The organism is Sediminibacterium sp., assembly GCF_019264485.1.
Lineage (GTDB): Bacteria > Bacteroidota > Bacteroidia > Chitinophagales > Chitinophagaceae > Sediminibacterium.
On the sequence record NZ_JAHVAA010000002.1, the window covers coordinates 101,245 to 122,141 of the forward strand.

Here is a 20,897-nt window from a genome sequence, read left to right on the forward strand (position 1 = left end):
CACTTTCTGATTTCTTATTTCTTATTCCTAATTTCCTAATTTTTCTTAACCGCCCACTTCCACAGCTCTTTCCAGGTAACTTTTTTACCGTACATCAGGATACCGGTACGATAAATTTTAGCGGCAAGCCAGGTGGTTCCGAAGAAACCGAGTATCAGGAATACCATACTCAATATGAGTTGAAATACGGTTACCCCATCTGGTATACCATGTGCCACCCTCGCCATCATAACAATGGGTGATGTAAGCGGAAACAGACTTCCGAAAACCGCCAGGCTTCCATTAGGATTATTCACGGCCTGCATCATGATAACAATGGCAAAGATGATCGGCATCATAATAGGTAATAACAGGCTCTGTGCATCCTGCATATCTTCATTGGCAGCACTACCTACAGCAGCAAACAAAGAAGCATACATAAAGTATCCACCCAGGAAATAGAATATAAAACAACCGATAATCAAAGGGAAATTGATTTCATTTAATCCTGCCATAATACCACTGAGTGCGCCAGACTGTTTGGCTGTTTCGGCAGCAGCCATCATACCGGGCTGAACAGGCTGCGTTTGCATTTGTTCAAACAGTTGAGGGAACAATACCGGAATCAATAACTGAATGGCAAAAATCAACACCCCCCATATAATAAACTGTAATAAACCTACGGCACCAATACCAATAATCTTACCCATCATTAATTGAAAAGGCTTTACGCTACTGATGATTACTTCAGCAATACGGCTTACTTTTTCTTCTACTACCCCTCTCATTACCATAGTACCGTAAATAAAGAGAATGATATAGATCATAAACCCGGAAACAAAACCAACACCATAACTCAAGCCTACTTTTGTCTGGTTCTCCGTTTTACCTGATGAACTTGAAAAAATAATGGATTCTTTCTGGTTCTGGATGCTATCGAGTTGCGTCTTTGAAATATTCATGGCCATCAGGCGCTTCTCTTCCAGGGTTTTACTGATACGGTTTTCTATCTTCTCGCGGGTCATGATACCTACCGTTTTAGCCGACCTGAAATGCAGAGAATCTATTGTCTTACTTGTTATGGAATACCCGGCAGGCACGTAGAGATAGGCATCGTATTCTTTTTGCTCCAGTTTTGTTTTTAATACAGTTGTATCATCTTTTACAAATTCAAAGATTACATCACTGCCTTTTTTACTGTCGATTTCACCATTAAAAACATTGGCATTATCTGATACGGCAATTTTGAAATTATCTGAAGACTTTACGGTAAAAAAGATGATAGCGGCATAAAAAGCAAAAATGAGTACGGGTACCCCAATCGTGGTTAACAGAAATGTTTTTTTCTGAACCCTGGTAAGAAATTCTCTTTTGGCTACTAATGATATTTTATTCATAAATTATGTAGTTAGTTGGTTGAAGGGAAACTTTTTAATCTACTTGCTGAAACGATCTGGTTCGGGCATTACTGCCTTCTACCAGGCGGATAAATATTTCGTTAAGCGATGGAAGAATTTCATTGAAAGCTTCTACAGTAACACCCTGCTGCAGAAAATGCATCAGGATATCGTTACTTTTAAACCCTTCATTAATCTTCAATACATAGCCATTGCCCTTGTCTTCAAGAATACTAAAAGCCTGACTACCCACATTAATATTTTCGCCCTGAATTTTTATACTGAATTTATTCTCTTTAAAACTTTGTTTGATGCCTGACACTGAACCATCCAGCACTTTTTTACCGAGGTTCATCAAAATAATATGATCACATATTTCCTCTACCTGCTCCATCCGGTGCGTACTGAAAATAATGGTTGATCCTCTTTTGGCGAGTCCGAATATTTCATCCTTAATCAGATTGGCATTTAAAGGGTCAAGTCCACTGAAAGGCTCGTCGAGGATAATAAGTTTGGGTTCATGTAATACCGTCGTTACAAACTGTAGTTTTTGGCTCATCCCTTTACTCAGGTCTTCTACTTTTTTATTCCACCATGTTTCCATTTCCAGTTTCTTAAACCAGAACCTTATTTTTTCCATGGCTTCGGTCTTACTCAATCCCTTTAACTGGGCCAGGTAAAGCGCCTGCTCACCAATTTTCATTTTCTTGTACAGTCCTCTTTCTTCAGGCATATAGCCGATTAGCTGGATATCGTTGATCGGATCGAATTTTTTTCCGTCCAGCATAATCTCTCCCATATCCGGATAGAAGATTCCGGTAATCATCCGGAGCAATGTGGTTTTACCTGCACCATTCGGTCCGAGCAAACCAAAAATGCTTCCTTTTTCAATGGAAAAACTGATATCATCCACTGCTTTTTGTGTGGCATAATATTTTCTTAATGCCTGTAGTTCGAGAATCTTACTCATATTCATGTTTGGTTAAGGTCTGGGAAAGAGTTTCGGGTGATGAAGGTAATAAATCGCCGTCAACAGCAGGTTAGTAGCCTAAACATTCCAAATATTACAGGAGATGAAACCGAATACCCTATTTTCGCAGCCGGTCTTTAAAAAAATGAATATGAAAAGATATATACAACCCATACTGGTGGCTGTTTTAATGGTTTTTTTCATCGTTGGTTCAGGATGGGGGTTTCTCGTTCACAGAACCATTCATCAACTGGCCGTCTATGAATTACCCGACCCTGTAAGGTCCTTCTTTTACAGGAATATGGAAAACCTTGTCAACAATGCCCCAAGACCCGATATCAGAAGGAATGAAGACAGTACAGAAGCCCCCCGACATTTTATTGACTTTGAAATGTATGGTGCTGATGCGGCGCATAAAATGCCGATGGACTGGCAAAAAGCCATTCAGCTATATTCTAAAGACAGTTTATTGAAATATGGTTACGTGCCATACCATATTATATATATACAGGGTAAGCTTACACAGGCGTTTAAAATGAAAAATAAGGACAGTATTCTTTTTTATGCCGCCGATCTGGGGCATTATATTGGAGATATACATGTACCCCTGCATACTACGGTGAATTATGATGGTCAGCTTAGCAATCAAAAAGGGTTACACAGTTTATGGGAGTCTATGATTCCTGAAATTGAAATTGGCAATTACCGTTTATATTCTGCTCACCAGGCCGTATACCTGAAAAACCCCTCAGATGCTATCTGGAAAGTGGCCCGGGCTAGTTTTAATATGGTACCTGAAATGCTGGCCAAAGAAAAAGAAGTATCTGCCGCCTTTACTGAAGAGGAGAAATACAGGGTACAGATCAGAAGAGGACGTGAATCGAAAACCTATACCTCAGCATTTGCCAAAGCTTATGCCGCATCTTTAAAAAACAGTATTAATGACAGACTGATACAATCTGCTGATATGATTGCCAATTTCTGGTACACAGCCTGGGTAGATGCAGGAAAGCCAGACCTTTCAGGTATAGGCGGACAGCTTACAGAGCAAGAGAAAAAGCAGCTTGAAACAGAATTGTCTGCTTTTAAAAAGAATGAGCTCATTCAGCAGCAATTACTCATATCTAAAAAACAGACTGAAAACAGCAATAACTGATTATCCGCATTAAACCCCAAAAAATGGGTGAAAAAACGGTTGTGGAAACACAGCCGTTTTTTATATATTCATTTTTATCGAAAGCCAGAAAGATTTGATTTGTAAATGAAAATCATCAGTAATCATATTGTAGAAGCCATAGCACTTATTACCGCTGTCTGGAATTACCGGTATATAAAAAACACGAGATATGTTTATTTTATTCCTGTTTTAGCATTTATCCTATTGGGGGAACTTGGGGGAGTGTATTTTGCTAATCCCCCCAACCTGAGTGTAGCCAAAAATTCACATATATATTTATCACTTGCCATGGTTCAATTTATTTTCTATGGTTATATGTTTTATCAGATTATTCATTCAAAACGAATGAAACAGATTATTTTTATTGGCACATCTGTAATCTTATTACTGTTGGCCATATGGCTATTCTTTTTTGATAAAATTAGTGTGCCTTTGACCATTACAAACGGTGTCGCAGGCTTTTTCTTCAGTTGTGTATCCTGTTTTTATTTATACGAAAAAAGTATCACCCCCACTCAAACAGAAGAATCACTCTTTGGCAATCCTGATTTTTGGTTTGCAATAGGCATACTTATTTTTCGGGTAACGGCTACTATTCCCTTCTTGCTTTATTTTTTCTTAAGCAAGAATCAAATATTGTTTTTGGGCAAACCATTGTATCACTTCTTCCCACAGGTATTTAGCGTTGTTTTGTATGGTTGCTTTACAATTGCGATTATTTTATGGAGGAAAAAAGCTTTATTAACCGCTTCAGAAAATAAGACTGCACAATAAGATCAAATGAACAGAATAAAAAACAAGATGTCATTTTAATTTTTTTTCCGATGAAAATCATCAGTAATCATATTGTAGAAGCCATAGCACTTATTACGGCTATCTGGAACTGGAAGTATATAAAAAATACACGGTATGTCTATTTTATACCTTTTTTAGCCTTTGTTTTATTAGGAGAGCTTGGAGGCATTTATTTTTCGAGTCCGCCACACCTGAATGCAGAAAAGAATATGCATATCTACCTTACAATTACTATAGTAGAAACTATTTTTTTTGCATACATTTTTTATCAGATCCTGCAGTCAGAAAAGATAAAACAATTTACTTTCATAGGGTCAACCATCCTCGTATCGCTTATGACAGCATGGTTTTTCTTTTTTGTTGATATAAGTGTTTTACTCACCAATACTATCGGCATTACTGGCTTTTTCTTTAGTTGCGTTTCCTGCTTCTATTTATACGAAAAAAATATTACGACTGAGAAAACAGATGAAAATCTTATCAGAAACCCAGATTTCTGGTTTGCGATTGGTGTACTTATTTTTTGGGTCACCTGTACTATACCTTTTATTCTTTACTTTTTTTTAAGCAAAAATAAATTATTGATTTTTGGAGTACCGATATACAGACTCTTTCCGCAAATATTCAGTGTGGTTTTATATGGCTGCTTTACGATTGCAATTATTTTATCGAGAAAAAATTCATTCCCAAAACGATGATTTTATCATGCTATGAAATAATATTTTTACTCGCCTTTTTTAGACTACTGCTCAAAAAGAATCATTAAGGCGTAAGACTCGATTATTAAATGAAAATAACTCCTAATCATATTACAGAAGGTATCGCTCTTCTTACAGCGATCTGGAACTATAAGTACATCGCTAAGACGAGGTATGTTTATTTTATCCCCTATTTAGCCGTAATTCTATCCGGTGAACTGGGTGCAACTTATTTTTCAGAACTGCCTAATAAAAGTATTTTTAAGAATAATCATATTTATCTTTTTATTTCGACAATCGAAACAATCTTTTTGGGCTATCAGTTTCATCAGATGTTCAGGTCTGAAAAAATGAAATATTTTATTCTTAGCAGTACATTATTGATTATTGTATTAAAGATCTTGTTGTTATTTTTTTTTGTTGATATTAGTGTTTTTCTTTCGAATATCTGGGGTTTAACAGGTTTTTTATATAGTTGTATTGCATGTCTATATCTTTATGAAGTAATTATCTACAGTAATAAACAGGAAGAATTACTGTTACGCAACCCTGATTTCTGGTTTGCATTAGGAATACTTATTTTTTGGGTTACCTGTACTATTCCATTTATACTTTATTTTTTCCTGAGTAAAAATCAAGTATTGATTTTTGGAATACCTATTTACAGATTATTCCCACAGGTATTTAGTGTAGTTTTATATGGCTGCTTTATAGTTGCAATTATTTTATGGAAGAAGTATCAAAAGTAATCGTAGTAGGTGTAGTAACAGGAACCATGTTTTTGTTACTTTTTACCCTCATCATGATGATGGTACTCATTAACTATCAGCGCAGGAAGAAGAAACTGGCCTATGAAAAAAAAGTTATGGAGGCGCAGTTTGAACAGGAACTTTTGCAGACACAACTCGAAATGCAGGAACATACACTTAAAACAGTGAGCCAGGAAATTCATGACAATGTGGGACAAATCCTCAGCCTTGCAAAAGTAAACCTGAATATACTTTCGATGGAAGGACAGCAGGACCCAAAAATAACTGAAGTAAAAGAACTCGTAGGAAAAGCCATACAGGAGTTGAGAGCTATCAGTACAGGCTATTTTGCTGATACACTGGTTGAAGAGGGTCTGATTGCTGCAATAAAGCGGGAATTGACACAGTTGGAAAAAACGGGTATATTCTCCACCTCTTTTCAGGCTGATACAGACCAGTTATCGATCGACAAAACAAGGACCATTTTTATATACCGCATGTTTCAGGAAATCTGCAATAATATCATCAAACATGCACAAGCTACTCAAGTAGCTGTTCGCCTAATAATTGAGAAACAACAGATACATATGATCATCAGTGACAATGGAAATGGTTTTAACGAATCTGATGAAACATTTAAACCTGGTATGGGATTAAGCAGCATCCGTCAGCGTGCTTTAATGATTGGGGCAAAAGTAAATATTCAAAGCAGTGCAGGTCAGGGAACCACGATTGAATTAATATTTAATGAAGCAAATACATGATAAAAGTAGCTTTGGTAGACGATCATATCATCCTCCGGAAAAGCCTGGCGGTGTTGATAGGCATGTTACAGGGATTTACGGTAACCTCAGAGTCTGATAATGGAGAGCAGTTTATCAGTCAGTTAAACAATGAAGATCTTCCCGATATTGTTCTGATGGATATTACCATGCCTGTTATGGATGGCCTGGAAACAACCAAATGGCTTAAACAAAACTACCCATCAATAAAAGTTATCGCATTAAGTATGCTGAAGAATGACCTTATTGTAATCAGGATGCTCAAAAACGGAGCAAGAGGATATTTGTTGAAAGATTGCGAACCCGGTGAACTAAAGCTTGCCATAACAGAAGTGTATCAAAAAGGATATTATTATAATGAATGGCTCACACCCCGCATGAAAACCAAAGCATCGGATGCAGATTCGTTAAAAACAAAAATAATGATTAACGAAGGTGAACTGATTTTTCTGCGTCTGAGTTGTACTGAAAAAACCTACAAAGAAATTGCAGACGAAATGGGTATCAGTGTACGTACGGTGGATGGCTATCGAGACGCCCTTTTTCAGAAATTGCAGGTAAGTACGCGTGTTGGACTGGCTATATATGCAATAAAAAACGAATTAGTGCTGCTTTGAAAAAATGGGTGTTTTTCCCCTTGTTCAGACTATTTCCCTCTTTTACTTTTGCCATCAGGATCGTTTATAGTGATGATTTTATTGCTATAGATGAAGAGAGATAGCAACCATGACCTAGGGGGGTAAATGGATTGCTGTCTCAATCCTGTTTTCTCATTTACTAAGTGAACCAATCGAAAAGGGGGAGTTGTATTACTTCTCCTTTTCTATTATACGGCTGGCCACTCTTTCCCCATCCATCGCCGCACTTACAATACCACCCGCATAACCTGCCCCTTCCCCACAGGGATATAAATTATGAAACTGTGGATGCGCGAGACTTATGGCATCTCTTGGAATACGCACGGGTGATGAGGTTCTGCTTTCTGTAGCCACTACAATGGCTTCATTCGTATAATAACCCCTCATTTTTTTACCAAAAGCAGTAAAGCCTCCCTGCAGACTTTTATATACAAAATCGGGCAGTACTGCCGACAAGGATGCTGAATTAACCCCCGGCAGGTAGCTACATTCCGGCAGGCCGGAAGAATGTTTATCCGAACAGAAATCAGCCATTCTTTGAGCCGGTGCTACAAAAGAGCCTCCACCGGCTGCGAATGCAATCTTTTCTATCGCTGACTGAAACTGCATCAATAACAGTGGCGAATCCTTCCATTGGTCTTTATTCCCTAAAGAGAAAAGCTTGGCTTGCTCATGCAGGTCTTTTCTTTTTTCGAAGAAACGAATGGCATCTGCCTGTTCTACCTGAACCACCATTCCACTATTGGCATAGGGGTTATTTCTTTTACTGGGACTCCAGCCATTCACCACCAGTTCTTCCGGGTTGGTTGCCGCCGGAGCAATAATGCCACCAGGGCACATACAAAAACTAAATACACCTCTGTTGTTAACCTGCTCAACCAAACCATAGGAAGCAGGTGGCAATGCATCATCTCTTAGCACACAATGATACTGGATGGAATCGATCAGTTGCTGGTGATGCTCAATTCGCACACCCAATGCAAAAGATTTTGCGTCAATCTGAACCTGCTTATCATACAATAGTTGAAAAATATCGCGGGCTGAATGTCCGGTTGCAAGGATTATATCATCGGCCACCATTTCATCCCCATCTGCGGTTTTAACTCCTTTGATGATGTCGCCTGAAAGTATCAGATCGGTTACTTTTTTTTCAAATAAAAAAATACCGCCACTGTTGCGAATCTGTTCACGCATGGCAGTAATAATCTGGGGCAATTTATTGGTACCTATATGCGGGTGAGCATCGTATAAAACCGATTCTTCAGCACCAAATTGGTATAATAACTGAAGTATACGGTTTATATCACCTCTTTTTGTACTCCGTGTATATAATTTTCCGTCACTATAAGTTCCTGCTCCACCTTCGCCAAAACAATAATTACTCTCAGGGTTAACAATTCCCTCTTTATTGAGTTGTGCCAGGTCGCGTCTTCTGGCACGAACATCTTTTCCTCTCTCCAGTAAAATGGGTTGTACCCCTTTTTCGATCAGCTTTAATGCGGCAAATAATCCGGCCGGACCTGCTCCTACAATAATTACTTTGTGAGTGGCTTTTGAAACATCCTGAAACTGAATGGTATTTGCTTTTCTTTGGATAAAAGGTTCTCCAATAAAAGCCCTGACAGTAAGATTGATCCATACCTGTTGTCTGCTTCTTGCATCGATGGATCTTTTGATTAAATGAAAACCTGAAATATTTTTCAGATCGGTGCCGGCTGCACTGGAAATATAAGCGCGCACGATACTTTCATCGTTCGCCTCTGCTGGTTTAAGCCTGAGTGATAGTTGTTCTTGCATACTGTTAGGTATTTAGCCTAAAAAGTTCTGGAGTATTGAGTCAGGAAGTCCGGAGACCGGAAGTCCGAAAGAAAGTTTTAAAATATAAAATCATCTTTCTGACTTTCTGACTTTCGGACTTTCGGACCTCTTAAAATGGAAGATCATCTACTACATCCGCCGGTGGTGGCATATCATTATACCCATTTCCGGCAGTAGCATCCTGCTGTCCGAGCTTAACAGCTTCCATGCGCCAGGCATCTAAATTGGTAATATAGTTCTCACGACCATCTTTTGTCCATTTACTGCCTTTGATATTGAATTGTACACGAACATCGTCGCCAATATTAAAACGGTCGGGCATTGCGGTCTTATCCTGAACGCATTGAAACTTTACATAATTGGTAATAAGTCGGCCACCAATATCTTCCGATTTTTCCAGCACAAATTCTCTTGTTTTAAAGGTTTCACTACGCTGAATGATATCAAATTTGGCGACCAGTTTACCTGTGATTTCGTACGACATTCATTTACAATTTAATGGCCGTAAAAGTAGGATTAAAATTTCCTATAACCTCAAAAAAAGCTGTCGTGGTTTGAATTATATTGTATCTTCCGAAACTAACCATTAACTGCTATGTACAGGAGAAAGTACCTCTTCTATTGCCTGCTATTTGCACTCAGCTCCTGTTCCCGTTTTTATCAACCCACATCTCTTCAACATACCCAATACAGTATTGAACCGGCACTGAAGAAAGATTCAGCCATGAATATTTTACTGATGCCTTATGCCAAAGACATCAATGCCACTATGAATAAAGTAATTGGCACCAGTGCGGGTAATTATAATAACAACAGACCTGAAAGTGAAATTGGTAATTTTCTGGCCGATGCCTATAAAACGATGGCAGAAGAAAAATTCAGCCGTAAAGTAGATGCCGGTTTCATGAATGCCGGCGGTATACGTTCTTATCTCTCCAAAGGAAATATCACTGTAGGAAAAGTGTTTGAGATCATGCCCTTCGATAATATCCTCGTATTACAGGAGTTAAAGGGATCCATTCTGCAGGCTTATCTTGATAAAATGGCAGAAGATGGCGGATGGCCTGTTTCAAAAGGAGTGACCATGGTAATCAGGAATAAAAAAGCCACACAGGTAATGATCAATGGAAAACCATTGAACCCCGAAGCTGTGTATGTGGTGGCGCATTCTGATTATATAGCCAATGGAGGAAGTGATTGTGAGATGCTAAGACCCATACCGCAGATTAACAGAGGCTACCTCATGCGCGATGCAATCATTGATTATGTAGCAGGATTAACCAAAGAAGGAAAAATAATTCAGCCCGTTATTGAAAACAGAGTAACCAATGGCCAGTAACAGAAGAACATTTATCAAGGAAACAGGTGCGGCATTATTGGCCTCATCTATACTGCCATCGACAGATCTGGCCGCTATGGCCGATCCGGTTCAAAAACTGACCATTTTACATACCAACGACGTTCACAGCCGTATTGATCCCTTTCCGATGGACGGCAGCAGGAACCAGGGCTTGGGCGGGGTATCGGCAAGAGCAGCACTGATTGCAAAGATCAGGCAGGAAGAAGAGCAGGTTTTATTGCTCGATGCTGGCGATATCTTCCAGGGCACTCCTTATTTCAATATTTATAAAGGCGAACCAGAAATAAAAGCCATGAGTGCCATGCAATACGATGCAGCCACCATGGGTAACCACGATTTCGACCTGGGAATGGAAAATTTTGCCATACAGTTAAAACATGCCTCTTTTCCCATGCTGGTGAGCAATTACGATTTTTCGGGCACAGAACTGGAAAACAAAACACAACCTTATAAGATTTTCAAAAAAGGCAGCCTGCAGATTGGTGTGTTTGGTGTGGGTATAGAATTAAAAGGACTGGTACCGGATAATTTATATGGCAAAACTGTTTATCAGGATCCTGTTGTTGCAGCCAATACCACAGCAAATTTGTTACAGAAAAAAGGTTGCGATCTGGTTATCTGTTTGTCGCATCTGGGCGATCGGTATACCGAAAATAAGGTAAGTGATGAAGTGCTGGCAAAAGAGAGTTACGACATCGACCTGATCATTGGCGGACATACGCACCGCTTTTTTGAGGAACCCAGAAAGTACAGGAATAAAAATGGGGGGGATGTGGTGGTAAATCAGGTAGGATTTGGGGGTATACAGCTGGGTAGATTGGAGTATCAATTTTCTCGTTTATCGAGAAAAAAACTCGCAAAGGCCCATACTGTGGTTGTAGGGAAAAAAACAAGTGAATAAAAAATTTTTTTTTCAACATAAAGTCTACATATTCGCACCCCTGTATCTGTTTTTTTTCAACATTTCCACATGTGGGAAAAATAAGATAACTTGAAGGCAAAGCGAATAAGTTAACTCATTATAAAATTGTTCATTTTTTGTATGGCTAAAAATGCTGAATCAGTCTGGAGCAATTGTTTGAAGATCATCAAAGACATTGTAGAATGGCAACATTTTAAAACATGGTTTGAGCCGATTAATCCTGTAGAGCTGAAAGGAAACGTTTTAATGATTCAGGTTCCCAGTCAATTCTTTTATGAATACCTGGAAGAGCATTATGTAAACCTGTTGGCAAAAACCTTAAAGCGCGAACTGGGTAAAGATGCAAGACTGGAATACCGGATCATGGTTGACAGTGGAAACACGAATGGAAGAAGTGGTTCAATGGATGTGCCTGCCAGTAACATGAAAACTTATAACAATAATGAAATGAATTTTCCACTGGTGATTGATAATCCGGTGAAGAATCCTTTTGTTATTCCTGGTTTGAAAAAAATGCAGATTGATCCTCAGCTGAATCATATGTACATATTTGATTCCTTTATTGAGGGCGATTGTAACAGGGTAGCCCGCAGGGCTGGTAAAACGGTGGCAGAGAAGCCCGGCGCTAATTCTTTCAACCCGCTTGTTATTTATGGCGGTGTGGGTTTGGGAAAAACACACCTGGCCCAAGCCATTGGTAATGAGGTGAAAAGAACCCATCCGGGTAAAGTGGTTTTGTATGTAAGCAGTGAAAAATTCATCAACCAGTTTCAGGATCATAGCCGTAATAATGCCATTAACGATTTTATTCATTTCTACCAGCTGATCGATGTACTCATTATAGATGATGTACAGTTCTTCAGCCGGGCAGAAAAAAGTCAGGATGCGTTTTTTGCCATCTTCAACCATTTACACCAGAGCGGCAAACAACTGGTTTTAACTTCCGATAAACCACCCAAAGACCTCGATGGTATGCAGGAACGTTTATTGAGTCGTTTTCGCTGGGGACTGAGTGCAGATTTACAGGTGCCGGATTATGAAACGCGTATTGAGATACTGGAGCGTAAGATGAAGAATGATGGTTTGGACATGCCAAAAGAAGTGGTTAAATATGTGGCGTACAATATCAATACCAATGTAAGAGAATTGGAAGGCGCACTGATTTCATTACTGGCACAGTCATCATTGAATAAAAAAGATATTGATGTTGAACTGGCCAAAAAAGTGCTGCGCAATTTTGTAAAAACCAGCAGCAAAGAAATTACCATCGATGCCATTCAGAAAATGGTTTGCGAATACTTTGATGTGCCTTATGATAAATTATTACAGAAAACCCGTAAAAGAGAAATTGTACAGGCCCGTCAGATTACCATGTACCTCGCTAAAGCTTTTACCAAGAACTCATTAAAAACCATTGGTGAGCATTTTGGAGGCCGCGATCATACCACGGTAATACATTCCTGTCAAACGGTTAAAGACCTGATGGATACCGACTCTATTTTCAGGGAAAACGTGATGGAACTGACGCAGAAAGTGCAATTGGCAGCGATGTAATACCCTGTATTGGTATAGCGAAATAAAAATATTTAAACCCCTTGCGAAATGCGGGGGTTTATTTTTTGGCAGATATCTATTCAGAACCTATTTTTGCAGCCCTCTCCACAAAGAGAGATAGGCTAACAACAGCCCGGTGAGGTGGATGAGTGGCTGAAATCAGTAGTTTGCTAAACTGCCGTACGGGTTAAACTGTACCGCGGGTTCGAATCCCGCCCTCACCGCTTCTCGTTTAAGGCGAGATCATAAATACCGGTTTCGGGAAGTAGCGCAGCCCGGTAGCGCACCTGGTTTGGGACCAGGGGGTCGCAGGTTCGAATCCTGTCTTCCCGACGAAAAACCTCAACAGAAATGTTGGGGTTTTTTATTTGTTGATGTCAGATCGCAGATTTATTTGACTCTTTTCTTCATATTCAGCAGCAACCGATAGCGCATCCCGATGCAATCGGGAGGGTCGCAGGTTCTGCAAACCATCGCTACCTATCCTGTGGTTTATTGATAAAATGATTATTTACGATAGTATCAAATGATAATATCATAAAGCTCCCATATGATATTATGCCAAAAGTGTTGGAACTGTAGTTAACAGTGTCTGAAAATTGTGAGCGATTTATCAGTGCGTAGAACTTCTTTTAGTTTTGAATATTGGGGAGAGATTGGCTTTACAATTTGTAAAATACAAACAGCAAGATTCCTACCTACTGCGCCAGCGAAACACGCACACTCACCCCCGCCCTTGTATTTACACTCGGTGCCGATGTTGAGATATAAGGCGTTACTTTTCGCTGGTCGAAGAAGAAACGGATATTTACCCGGTTATTGATTACATAATCAATAGAAGGTTGTATGGTAATTTCTTTCTGTCCACCTGTTCCATATGCATTCGTTTGATCGAGCCTGCTGTTGGTGAGCGACTCATTACGCATAGACAGATCTATCTTGAAAGTAATATCGTTTTCTAATTTCTTGCCCTTTCCACCCGGTAATTTAAATGGCAGGTTCACACCTTTTTTACGCCAGCTAAAACCAAATGTCCAATCTGTATTACGTGTTTCGCTTAACTGGTAATCAACCAAACTTAAACTCAGTCTTCTACCTTTGGCATAAGTGAATTTAAAGTTCATCTGGTCATTGGTGGTAATGTCTACACCAATCAAAGGTTCAAAACTTTCCTGCATGGTAATATTCGGCACGAGGAAATAAGGCACAAAGTTTCCGCTCACCGTATCAATAAACGCCGGACCTCCCAAACGGAACGGATCAGTGTACAATAAGGCACTGTTGAAACTGTTCATACTCAGGTTGCCCTTATATCCATGCGTTAAAGTAATATTGTTAAATTTCGACTGCAATCCAGGCAATTTAGTCAATCCGGTATAAGTCAATCGCCAGTTGGGTTTGGGCAAAATACCACTGAAAGGATTGGATGAGATATTGGGGTTTGACTGTTTTATTAACGCCACTGCATTAGGATCCTTACCTGTGTACGCCGCCAGGAAGGAAGGCAACAACACATCCTGTGCATAACGGCCATAACCGGTTGCATAACCATCTGGAGTGAATTTCTGTCCTGCCGGCAATGACTGCCAGTAAGGATTGGCTTCCGCTACCCTTCTGGAAACAACCAGTCGGTTATTTTCAAATGTTTTAAAGGTCTTCGATATTTCATTGGGGTTATAACTGCCAAACAATGTACCAAATGAAATATAGGATACACTAAAGCCACCTGTAGCCAATGGATTCAGGTGACTAAATTTACCATTACCCAGTGTATCCTTATACAATTCAGAATAATCTTTGGTGAATGTTTTATCAAGGTTGATATCTATTACCAATTCTCTTACCGGTTCAAGCTGTGCAGTAATGCTGAAACGCTGTTCAAAACTCTGACGGAAGAGGAAGTTGAATGTGGTATCTCGCGATATTAATCCTTGTGCCGCTTTTTTATTGAGCCATCCGGTATCGGGTTGTTTGCCAAAGACATAATCAAGTCCGGGAGCCATACTACTAAAGTTCTGCCCAAGGAATCTTGTACTATCCATATAACCGGGCAACCTGCTCCTGAAATTGGCTGAATAGTTCACTGATACATTCTTAAGCATGGTGAGTAGTTTACCACCTGCTCTTTCCAACCCGCCCAATTCCGGCAACTGATTAGCACGCAATAATTTTTGCGCGATTTTCTCATCCCTTCTTTGTGCGCGCCATTTTTTAAGGGCATCTTTTCTGTCTTTACCAGCCAAACCCTGTAAAGCAATCGATTTAGGCAATAAAGTAGAGCCCAATAAATTAGATGGTGTTTTCTGCTTCCTTGCAGTATCCCCTTTTTGTTTGGGAGGTGGAATATTTTCCAGTGCCCTCATCCATCTCGATTTGGCATAGAGGCTCGCAAAATTAAACTGTGCAGTAAAATTATTTTCCTGCGAGTTTTCAAGTGTATTACCCAGGTTATAGGCCAGTCTGCTGGCTCCTATCCAGTTATAAGTGGTGGTGTATCCATAACGTGCCGTGATCCAGTCTGTTAAAGGAAATTTATTGAGGGGTAAAGTATAACTAAGCGAAGCTTTTTGGGTATACAAAGTATTCCTTCCACCTTTCATAAAATTCTTCCACACAGAATCTTTCTTGGTCTTGGTATCAATTCTTCCAAATGGTTCATCTACCCGTGCATTATTTGTGGCAGAAAAATCCAGGTTAAGTGAACGGCTCAGGTCCCAGCGAAGATTATAAAAACGATCAAACGTAAAGTATTTGTCGTAAGTAGTATCCACACGATCCACCTTGCCATCAAATGTGTTTATAATCCGGGGAATAAATTCTCCAAACTGTCTTTGTATATCTGCCCTGAAACTGATATAGGAAGGCCGCAGGTTAAAATTAAAATCTTTAACCAACGCAAACCATGGTGAGTTTGATTTAATGAATTTCTTGAACGGCTCAATATAACGGCTCTGTGTATTGTAAGTATACCCTAATCCGCCACGATGCCTTGTTACTTTATTCTGTTCAATTACCGGACTGTTCTGCTCCGTTTGTGTAAAGGAATAACTGAAATCGAAATTACTCAGGCTTAATAAACCCTGTTTACTACCGGGCAATACTCGCGCATTGGTGAAATTCAATGTACGTATTGTAGTTTGGTCTACGGCTGCTTTTCTGATAGAATCTCTTTTGTCGGCCGGACTATTATTTAGTTTTTCTTTATACCGCACATCTCTGTCAAACGGATCATACTCTGGAGTCAATACTGTTCTGTTGATACTTGCATATACCGGCAACGATATCCTTGCTTTCTTTGGTAAGAGCTTACCTGCATCTATACTGGCAGCAATATCAAACTGCATGAGGTTATCACGCGCACGTTCATTTACCCTTTGTTCAATGGTACCAAAACCCTGCGATCTTGTATTGGCCGATACCGACATGGTTCCCAAATCGGCCAGCAACAGGTCTACCCTTCCCAATGCTGCCCATCCGCCACGTTCATCAAGGTCAGACAAACGCAGTTCATTCACCCATACTTCAGAACTAAGTGTGGGTCCGTCGGGTCTGTAAGGATTTTCAACACCCACCAGTATGCCCCTTACTTCTCCCAGATTCGGGTTACCGCGAACAGAATAGGTTTTATCACCAAAGCGTTCACGGTAAATATTGGTTACTGTTCCTCCGAGTTGGTTTCTTCGCAATTTCAGGTCAATCAGGTCTCTTAAACTTACATTCAGTTCATTGGCAAGTGGCCATACTTTTTCTTCCTGTCCACGCGGATAATTTCCCGGTGCTGTTACTTTCAATGGTACTTTAATCTCATAATAATTATTCAGGAAATCCTGTCCGATACGCACCACTGCAAACAATTCATTATCCTGCAATACGCGCTGACCGGGTACCGATTCAGCATGAAAGAACATATTCAGGTTGCCATATTGCCTGATATCCAGGTTCAGTGTTTTAAATACTGCACGGGCATCTCCAGTAACCAGGTTCCTGATCTGTAAACTCATGGCCTGTTCATTCTGCTGGAGGTTTACGCCATTATTACTTAGTAGCTGAACACGTTCTACTCCAGGAGGCATGATGTAGTTAACAGGTGTTCTGCTGCTGTTTTCTTCCAGGTTAACAGCCAGTGTATTAAAAGTTGTACCTGCTGCATTATTCACAGGTGTATATGCACCAGTTGTATCGAGGTTAAAGGAGAATTGTCGCCATTGATTACGCACCAGATCCATACGTGCCATTCGAATCACAACAGAATCTTCAAAATCGGTGAGGTATAAACGGGCAAAACGGATCGATTTAAAATCTGAAATGCTACCTACTTTATTAGAGAACGAACGGATAGGAATACGGAAAAGAAACCAGTCTTCTGTTTTGGTTGTACCATCAGCCGCATTTACCGTAATCCTTCTTTTATCTGTGATATAAGGTGTAATACCTACATCCATACCGGGACGAAGGTTTACTTCATATTCATAATAAGCTTCTGTTTCATTGAGTGTATTATCCCTGTTCAGGTCCTCGTTATCCGGATACAATGTTGCTGCCGGAGTAAATTGTCCACCCGTTGTGGCAATGGGTGAATTACCCTGTGGGTTATTATGATTTTTATACCTGCCAAGAATACCTGTTCCCAACTGGTCGAATGAATTATCTCGGAACCATTTATAGTTATCGCGGGCAAGGTCTTCCTGTGCCTGAATAAATGCAGGTGAAGCAGTACCAAAATTTTGCGAAATCCGGTTTAGCACATATCCTTTCTTTCTTCTTTCAGCCGCATCATCCAATCCATCGAAACCAACATCCTGGAAAGGCCTGTCGTTTGGATCGTTACTGAAGGCCTGTGTAATCTGTATAGGATTAACAGGTGTTTTACCCCATGTATTTGAACTATCTACTGATGCAGGAATGGTGGGTGTATTCAAACCATTTTCATAAAAACGCTTACCATCTTTCAGGATATCTTCACTGATATTACCCAGGTTAAGGAACATTTTCCCGCCGCGACTACCCGGATTTAAAATAAAAGGATTCTGTAACCAGATCTCAAAGAATTCTATATTACCTGTTTCAAAATCGGTCTGATCAATAGCACGCATAATACCGCCCCACCTGTTGGCTGGTTTTGTCAGCCTGCCGTTAGCAGTAAATTCAGAGGACCTTGTTTCAAAATTATAAGGCCCTTTTTCTGTAGGATAAAATGCGAGGTCAAATGTAGCGGTCTGTACATCGGTAATATTAGTAGTACGTTGTGGAAATAATTCATTGGTAAATACCTGACGTACGCGGGGGTCACTTAATTCAGCCAGGTTTCTCCGCAATGGGTTATTACTGCTGTTTTTATCCTGCAGGTTCGGTTCAATATTATACCAGGCCAGTTTGGCGCGGTTAAAATTATAATCAATTGAATCGGTTAACGTAGCTTCCGGAAATTTAGGATTGCCCTGAGGTGTTGAAGCCAGTGCCCAGGCTACAAAAGGAAAACGCAGATCGATACTGGTTCTTGTTCCTTCAAAATCATCCACAAAAATCAAACCCTGTTCTCCCTTGCCAATCTGTGGCGGATGACCCGGTTTCAGGAACGCCGCTTCGCCATATGCATTAATGGCCGATGTAGCTTTGGTAGAATAGAATGGCAGTTTATTCAATAATCTGGTAAGACCGGGTAATTCAGACTGGTAACTAAAATCAAGACCGTACATGGTATTACGGATCGGATCATCGCCATAACCCATTTTAGTAAAAAATGGACGTTCCCCCAACCGAACTGTTGTGGCTCCTAATGTAAGTTTTTTATTGGCAACATAATCCAAACGCAAGCCACTAAAACCCCGTTGCTGCATTCCAAAACCCGCATTGTTTTCAAAAGAAACATTTACAGGCACATTCGAATTGAGAATACCTGCATTCAGAATACGAACGGTTCCCAGATTATAATCAACAGTATAATCAGTACCTTCTTTTAATATTTGTCCGCCGGCAGTAACTGTAACAGAACCCTGTGGAATATTAAATGTATTGAGGAAAATTTCCGAACCACTGCTGCTTCCTTTTACCTGACCCTGCATTACATAACGATTCAGGTTGGCATAGGTTTGTGCAATGGCTTTGATTGAATCATACAAAGCATAGTACACGTATTTATTTTTTACCGATGCCGAGAGCCCCGCAAATGCCAGTGTATCGAGGTCCCGCCCAAAAGGTTCAAGTACGGGGAATACAATTTTCCCTGTCTGCGACAATACAGTAAACCCATCAATATAATCAAACACACCATCGGGCTGCGGGTCATTGCGATTATTCAACCGGTCGAGGTTTAGTATGCGTAACAAAGGCTGACCATCTACCGAAGGCGATGTTTCGGGTAAATATCTTTTCAGTCCGCCACTGGGTTCTTCATAGAGTACATTCAGTTTGAATTCTTCTCTTTGTATACCACCAAATACATCCAGCGAATACACGTTTTTCATCATCCAGTCCCAGATAGGTAACTGAATACGCTGCGATGTGGCTTTCAATAATTTCAGGAACAATACTTTTTGAACACCGCTGGCAGAATCGAGTGCCACATCCTGCGAAAATTCGCCTACCTGATACACGCGTCCATTATACGTGTACTGAAATGCTACGGCCAGCACTTCATCGGGTTGTAATTGTGTATTGATAGAAAGAAAACCTGCCTGCGGATTAAAAGAGTATTCTGTGGTAGCCAGTTTTCTTGCAAAAGTTTTTTCATAATCATCAACCGGTCTCAGCCCTTTCGACAATAAAAGTGTATTGATGAATGAAGGGTTTCGACTGTTCGGATCGCCGGCCAGTGAACCATACAAATTATTTGCCTGGTTATAAGGCAAAGGATTATTGGTAAGTGGCGTAACTGCCGGGTTATAAGGTCTTGTTTCAGCCAGGTCCATCAAACCCACAATATCACGGGCATCTGTGGTGGCACCTGTACGGTTGGTAATCCACACTTCCATTCTTTGTATCTGTACCTGTGAGTTTACCACAGGAAGATTGCGCATTACTTTATTATAATTATCCCTGAAATATTGTCCCAATAAAAAGTGACGGTTCTCTTCATAATCATCCATTCTTTTCTGGAAGTTCTGTGAAGCTGCTCCTCCCTGTAACGCAACCGACTGGCGGCTGGAACGCTGGTTGGCCAAAGCACCTGTAACATATAATTTACCAAACTGCAGTTGCGTTTTAATACCAAATAAATTCTGCGCACTGGGTATCAGCGTTCCCCGCGATTGAAAGGAGATATTACCTGCTTCAATACTCTTGATCAGTTCATCATCCATTCCCTTGTAATCGAGCTTGATCTGGTTGTCGAAGTTGAGGTTTGATAAAGTATTGTAATTGATGGGGAACTTAAGTTTGTTACCAATATTCGCATTTACGTTCAGGTTGGCATTCATGTCGAAATCGAAACCCCCGTTTTTTCTGGCACGTTCTGGTAAAGTGGGATTCTTGATATTCTGTCCCTGGTAACCGGCGAGTATGTTTACATCACCTGTAGGGCGGATATCTATCTTAAGACGGTTTTGCGCAGCCAGTTCACCGGCTGCATTTTTTATGTCACCCACCGCATCTTTAATATCTCCGCCATACCTGTTGATTACATCATTTAAACCAAATATGCGGTCGAATAAAGAATTGTATACACGCAGTGGTGGTCGTTGTGCTTTCTTATTGAGCAGTGTTAATGCATCGGAACGTTTTTTAAAATAATCTCTTTCCTGTTCTCTGGCCTGTAATCGCCAGAACTCTTCAAAAGTTAATGTGGTGGGGGTGCGGTAATACCGGTTACCTATTTTTTCAACGATCACATATTGTTTGGTCTTTGGATCGTATTCAATGGTACGTTTAATGAGTGAAGTATCGCGAAGGTCGAAAGGGTTCCTGCTCTTTTCAGACAATGCATCTGCTCTCCTGTCGTTGATAGGATAACGTAAAGAGTCTCGTTGCTGAGCCAACAAGCTACTTTGCCAGAACAGGGCCAGTGAAATAATAAAAAGCAGTCGAAAACGCAATGTGAAACACTTGATTAAGTAGAAGTAT

Annotated in this window: 14 protein-coding genes and 2 tRNA genes; 11 read left to right on the forward strand and 5 right to left on the reverse strand. The window is 40.2% G+C overall.

Annotated features, from left to right (window positions below; translation table 11 throughout):
• Positions 1 to 35: 35 nt before the first annotated feature.
• Both KXJ59_RS00680 and KXJ59_RS00685 read right to left on the reverse strand, forming a co-directional pair.
• Positions 36 to 1,376 carry an ABC transporter permease gene (locus KXJ59_RS00680; protein ID WP_295200017.1) on the reverse strand — a complete coding sequence of 447 codons (1,341 nt, stop codon included), beginning with the start codon at positions 1,374 to 1,376 and terminating at the stop codon, positions 36 to 38.
• Positions 1,377 to 1,410: 34 nt separating this feature from the next.
• Complete coding sequence (locus tag KXJ59_RS00685; RefSeq protein WP_295200018.1) at positions 1,411 to 2,346, reverse strand: ATP-binding cassette domain-containing protein; 936 nt, start codon at positions 2,344 to 2,346, stop codon at positions 1,411 to 1,413.
• A 151-nt stretch (positions 2,347 to 2,497) separates the two neighbouring features.
• Between KXJ59_RS00685 and KXJ59_RS00690 the strand changes: the two genes are divergently transcribed.
• The 6 genes from KXJ59_RS00690 to KXJ59_RS00715 all read left to right on the forward strand — a co-directional run bounded on the left by KXJ59_RS00690 (position 2,498) and on the right by KXJ59_RS00715 (position 7,164).
• A complete protein-coding gene (locus KXJ59_RS00690) occupies positions 2,498 to 3,502 on the forward strand; it encodes a zinc dependent phospholipase C family protein (RefSeq protein WP_295200020.1) in 1,005 nt (334 codons plus the stop codon).
• 105 nt (positions 3,503 to 3,607) lie between these two features.
• A complete protein-coding gene (locus KXJ59_RS00695; protein ID WP_295200023.1) occupies positions 3,608 to 4,297 on the forward strand; it encodes a hypothetical protein in 690 nt (229 codons plus the stop codon).
• A 50-nt stretch (positions 4,298 to 4,347) separates the two neighbouring features.
• Entirely contained in the window at positions 4,348 to 5,016 is a 669-nt protein-coding gene (locus KXJ59_RS00700; protein ID WP_295200025.1) for a hypothetical protein, read from the forward strand.
• Between the two features lie 89 nt (positions 5,017 to 5,105).
• Positions 5,106 to 5,765, forward strand: a complete 660-nt coding sequence (locus KXJ59_RS00705) for a hypothetical protein (protein WP_295200027.1) — start codon at positions 5,106 to 5,108, stop codon at positions 5,763 to 5,765.
• On the forward strand, positions 5,744 to 6,529 hold the full coding sequence (locus KXJ59_RS00710) for an ATP-binding protein (protein WP_295200028.1): 786 nt from the start codon (positions 5,744 to 5,746) through the stop codon (positions 6,527 to 6,529). The genes KXJ59_RS00705 and KXJ59_RS00710 overlap by 22 nt, the downstream gene beginning before the upstream one ends.
• Positions 6,526 to 7,164, forward strand: coding sequence for a response regulator transcription factor (locus KXJ59_RS00715; protein ID WP_295200029.1), 639 nt, complete (start codon positions 6,526 to 6,528; stop codon positions 7,162 to 7,164). Before KXJ59_RS00710 ends, KXJ59_RS00715 begins: the two co-directional genes overlap by 4 nt.
• A gap of 192 nt (positions 7,165 to 7,356) precedes the next feature.
• Here the strand turns inward: KXJ59_RS00715 and KXJ59_RS00720 are convergent, their stop codons facing one another.
• Positions 7,357 to 8,982, reverse strand: a complete 1,626-nt coding sequence (locus KXJ59_RS00720; protein ID WP_295200031.1) for an FAD-dependent protein — start codon at positions 8,980 to 8,982, stop codon at positions 7,357 to 7,359.
• A 130-nt stretch (positions 8,983 to 9,112) separates the two neighbouring features.
• Entirely contained in the window at positions 9,113 to 9,487 is a 375-nt protein-coding gene (locus KXJ59_RS00725; protein WP_295200034.1) for a DUF3127 domain-containing protein, read from the reverse strand.
• 111 nt (positions 9,488 to 9,598) lie between these two features.
• Between KXJ59_RS00725 and KXJ59_RS00730 the strand changes: the two genes are divergently transcribed.
• From KXJ59_RS00730 to KXJ59_RS00750, 5 genes are all read left to right on the forward strand, one after another.
• Complete coding sequence (locus KXJ59_RS00730; protein ID WP_295200035.1) at positions 9,599 to 10,342, forward strand: 5'-nucleotidase C-terminal domain-containing protein; 744 nt, start codon at positions 9,599 to 9,601, stop codon at positions 10,340 to 10,342.
• A complete protein-coding gene (locus tag KXJ59_RS00735) occupies positions 10,332 to 11,264 on the forward strand; it encodes a metallophosphatase (RefSeq protein WP_295200037.1) in 933 nt (310 codons plus the stop codon). Before KXJ59_RS00730 ends, KXJ59_RS00735 begins: the two co-directional genes overlap by 11 nt.
• 141 nt (positions 11,265 to 11,405) lie before the next feature.
• Entirely contained in the window at positions 11,406 to 12,839 is a 1,434-nt protein-coding gene (dnaA, locus tag KXJ59_RS00740) for a chromosomal replication initiator protein DnaA (RefSeq protein WP_295200040.1), read from the forward strand.
• Between the two features lie 135 nt (positions 12,840 to 12,974).
• Positions 12,975 to 13,063, forward strand: a tRNA-Ser gene (locus KXJ59_RS00745).
• A gap of 35 nt (positions 13,064 to 13,098) precedes the next feature.
• Positions 13,099 to 13,172, forward strand: a tRNA-Pro gene (locus tag KXJ59_RS00750).
• A gap of 365 nt (positions 13,173 to 13,537) precedes the next feature.
• On the opposite strand, the gene sprA is transcribed toward KXJ59_RS00750, so the two are convergent.
• A complete protein-coding gene (gene sprA / locus KXJ59_RS00755) occupies positions 13,538 to 20,869 on the reverse strand; it encodes a cell surface protein SprA (protein WP_295200041.1) in 7,332 nt (2,443 codons plus the stop codon).
• Positions 20,870 to 20,897: the final 28 nt, after the last annotated feature.

What these genes read in the sequence shown, in the direction of transcription:
- KXJ59_RS00730 (WP_295200035.1), top strand. Translation starts at nt 9,599, where the DNA reads ATGTACAGGAGAAAGTACCTCTTCTATTGCCTGCTATTTGCACTCAGC.
- KXJ59_RS00695 (WP_295200023.1), top strand. Translation starts at nt 3,608, where the DNA reads ATGAAAATCATCAGTAATCATATTGTAGAAGCCATAGCACTTATTACC.
- KXJ59_RS00700 (WP_295200025.1), top strand. Translation starts at nt 4,348, where the DNA reads ATGAAAATCATCAGTAATCATATTGTAGAAGCCATAGCACTTATTACG.
- dnaA (WP_295200040.1), top strand. Translation starts at nt 11,406, where the DNA reads ATGGCTAAAAATGCTGAATCAGTCTGGAGCAATTGTTTGAAGATCATC.
- KXJ59_RS00685 (WP_295200018.1), bottom strand. Translation starts at nt 2,346, where the DNA reads ATGAGTAAGATTCTCGAACTACAGGCATTAAGAAAATATTATGCCACA.
- KXJ59_RS00725 (WP_295200034.1), bottom strand. Translation starts at nt 9,487, where the DNA reads ATGTCGTACGAAATCACAGGTAAACTGGTCGCCAAATTTGATATCATT.
- KXJ59_RS00705 (WP_295200027.1), top strand. Translation starts at nt 5,106, where the DNA reads ATGAAAATAACTCCTAATCATATTACAGAAGGTATCGCTCTTCTTACA.
- KXJ59_RS00715 (WP_295200029.1), top strand. Translation starts at nt 6,526, where the DNA reads ATGATAAAAGTAGCTTTGGTAGACGATCATATCATCCTCCGGAAAAGC.
- KXJ59_RS00680 (WP_295200017.1), bottom strand. Translation starts at nt 1,376, where the DNA reads ATGAATAAAATATCATTAGTAGCCAAAAGAGAATTTCTTACCAGGGTT.
- KXJ59_RS00710 (WP_295200028.1), top strand. Translation starts at nt 5,744, where the DNA reads ATGGAAGAAGTATCAAAAGTAATCGTAGTAGGTGTAGTAACAGGAACC.
- KXJ59_RS00720 (WP_295200031.1), bottom strand. Translation starts at nt 8,982, where the DNA reads ATGCAAGAACAACTATCACTCAGGCTTAAACCAGCAGAGGCGAACGAT.
- KXJ59_RS00690 (WP_295200020.1), top strand. Translation starts at nt 2,498, where the DNA reads ATGAAAAGATATATACAACCCATACTGGTGGCTGTTTTAATGGTTTTT.
- KXJ59_RS00735 (WP_295200037.1), top strand. Translation starts at nt 10,332, where the DNA reads ATGGCCAGTAACAGAAGAACATTTATCAAGGAAACAGGTGCGGCATTA.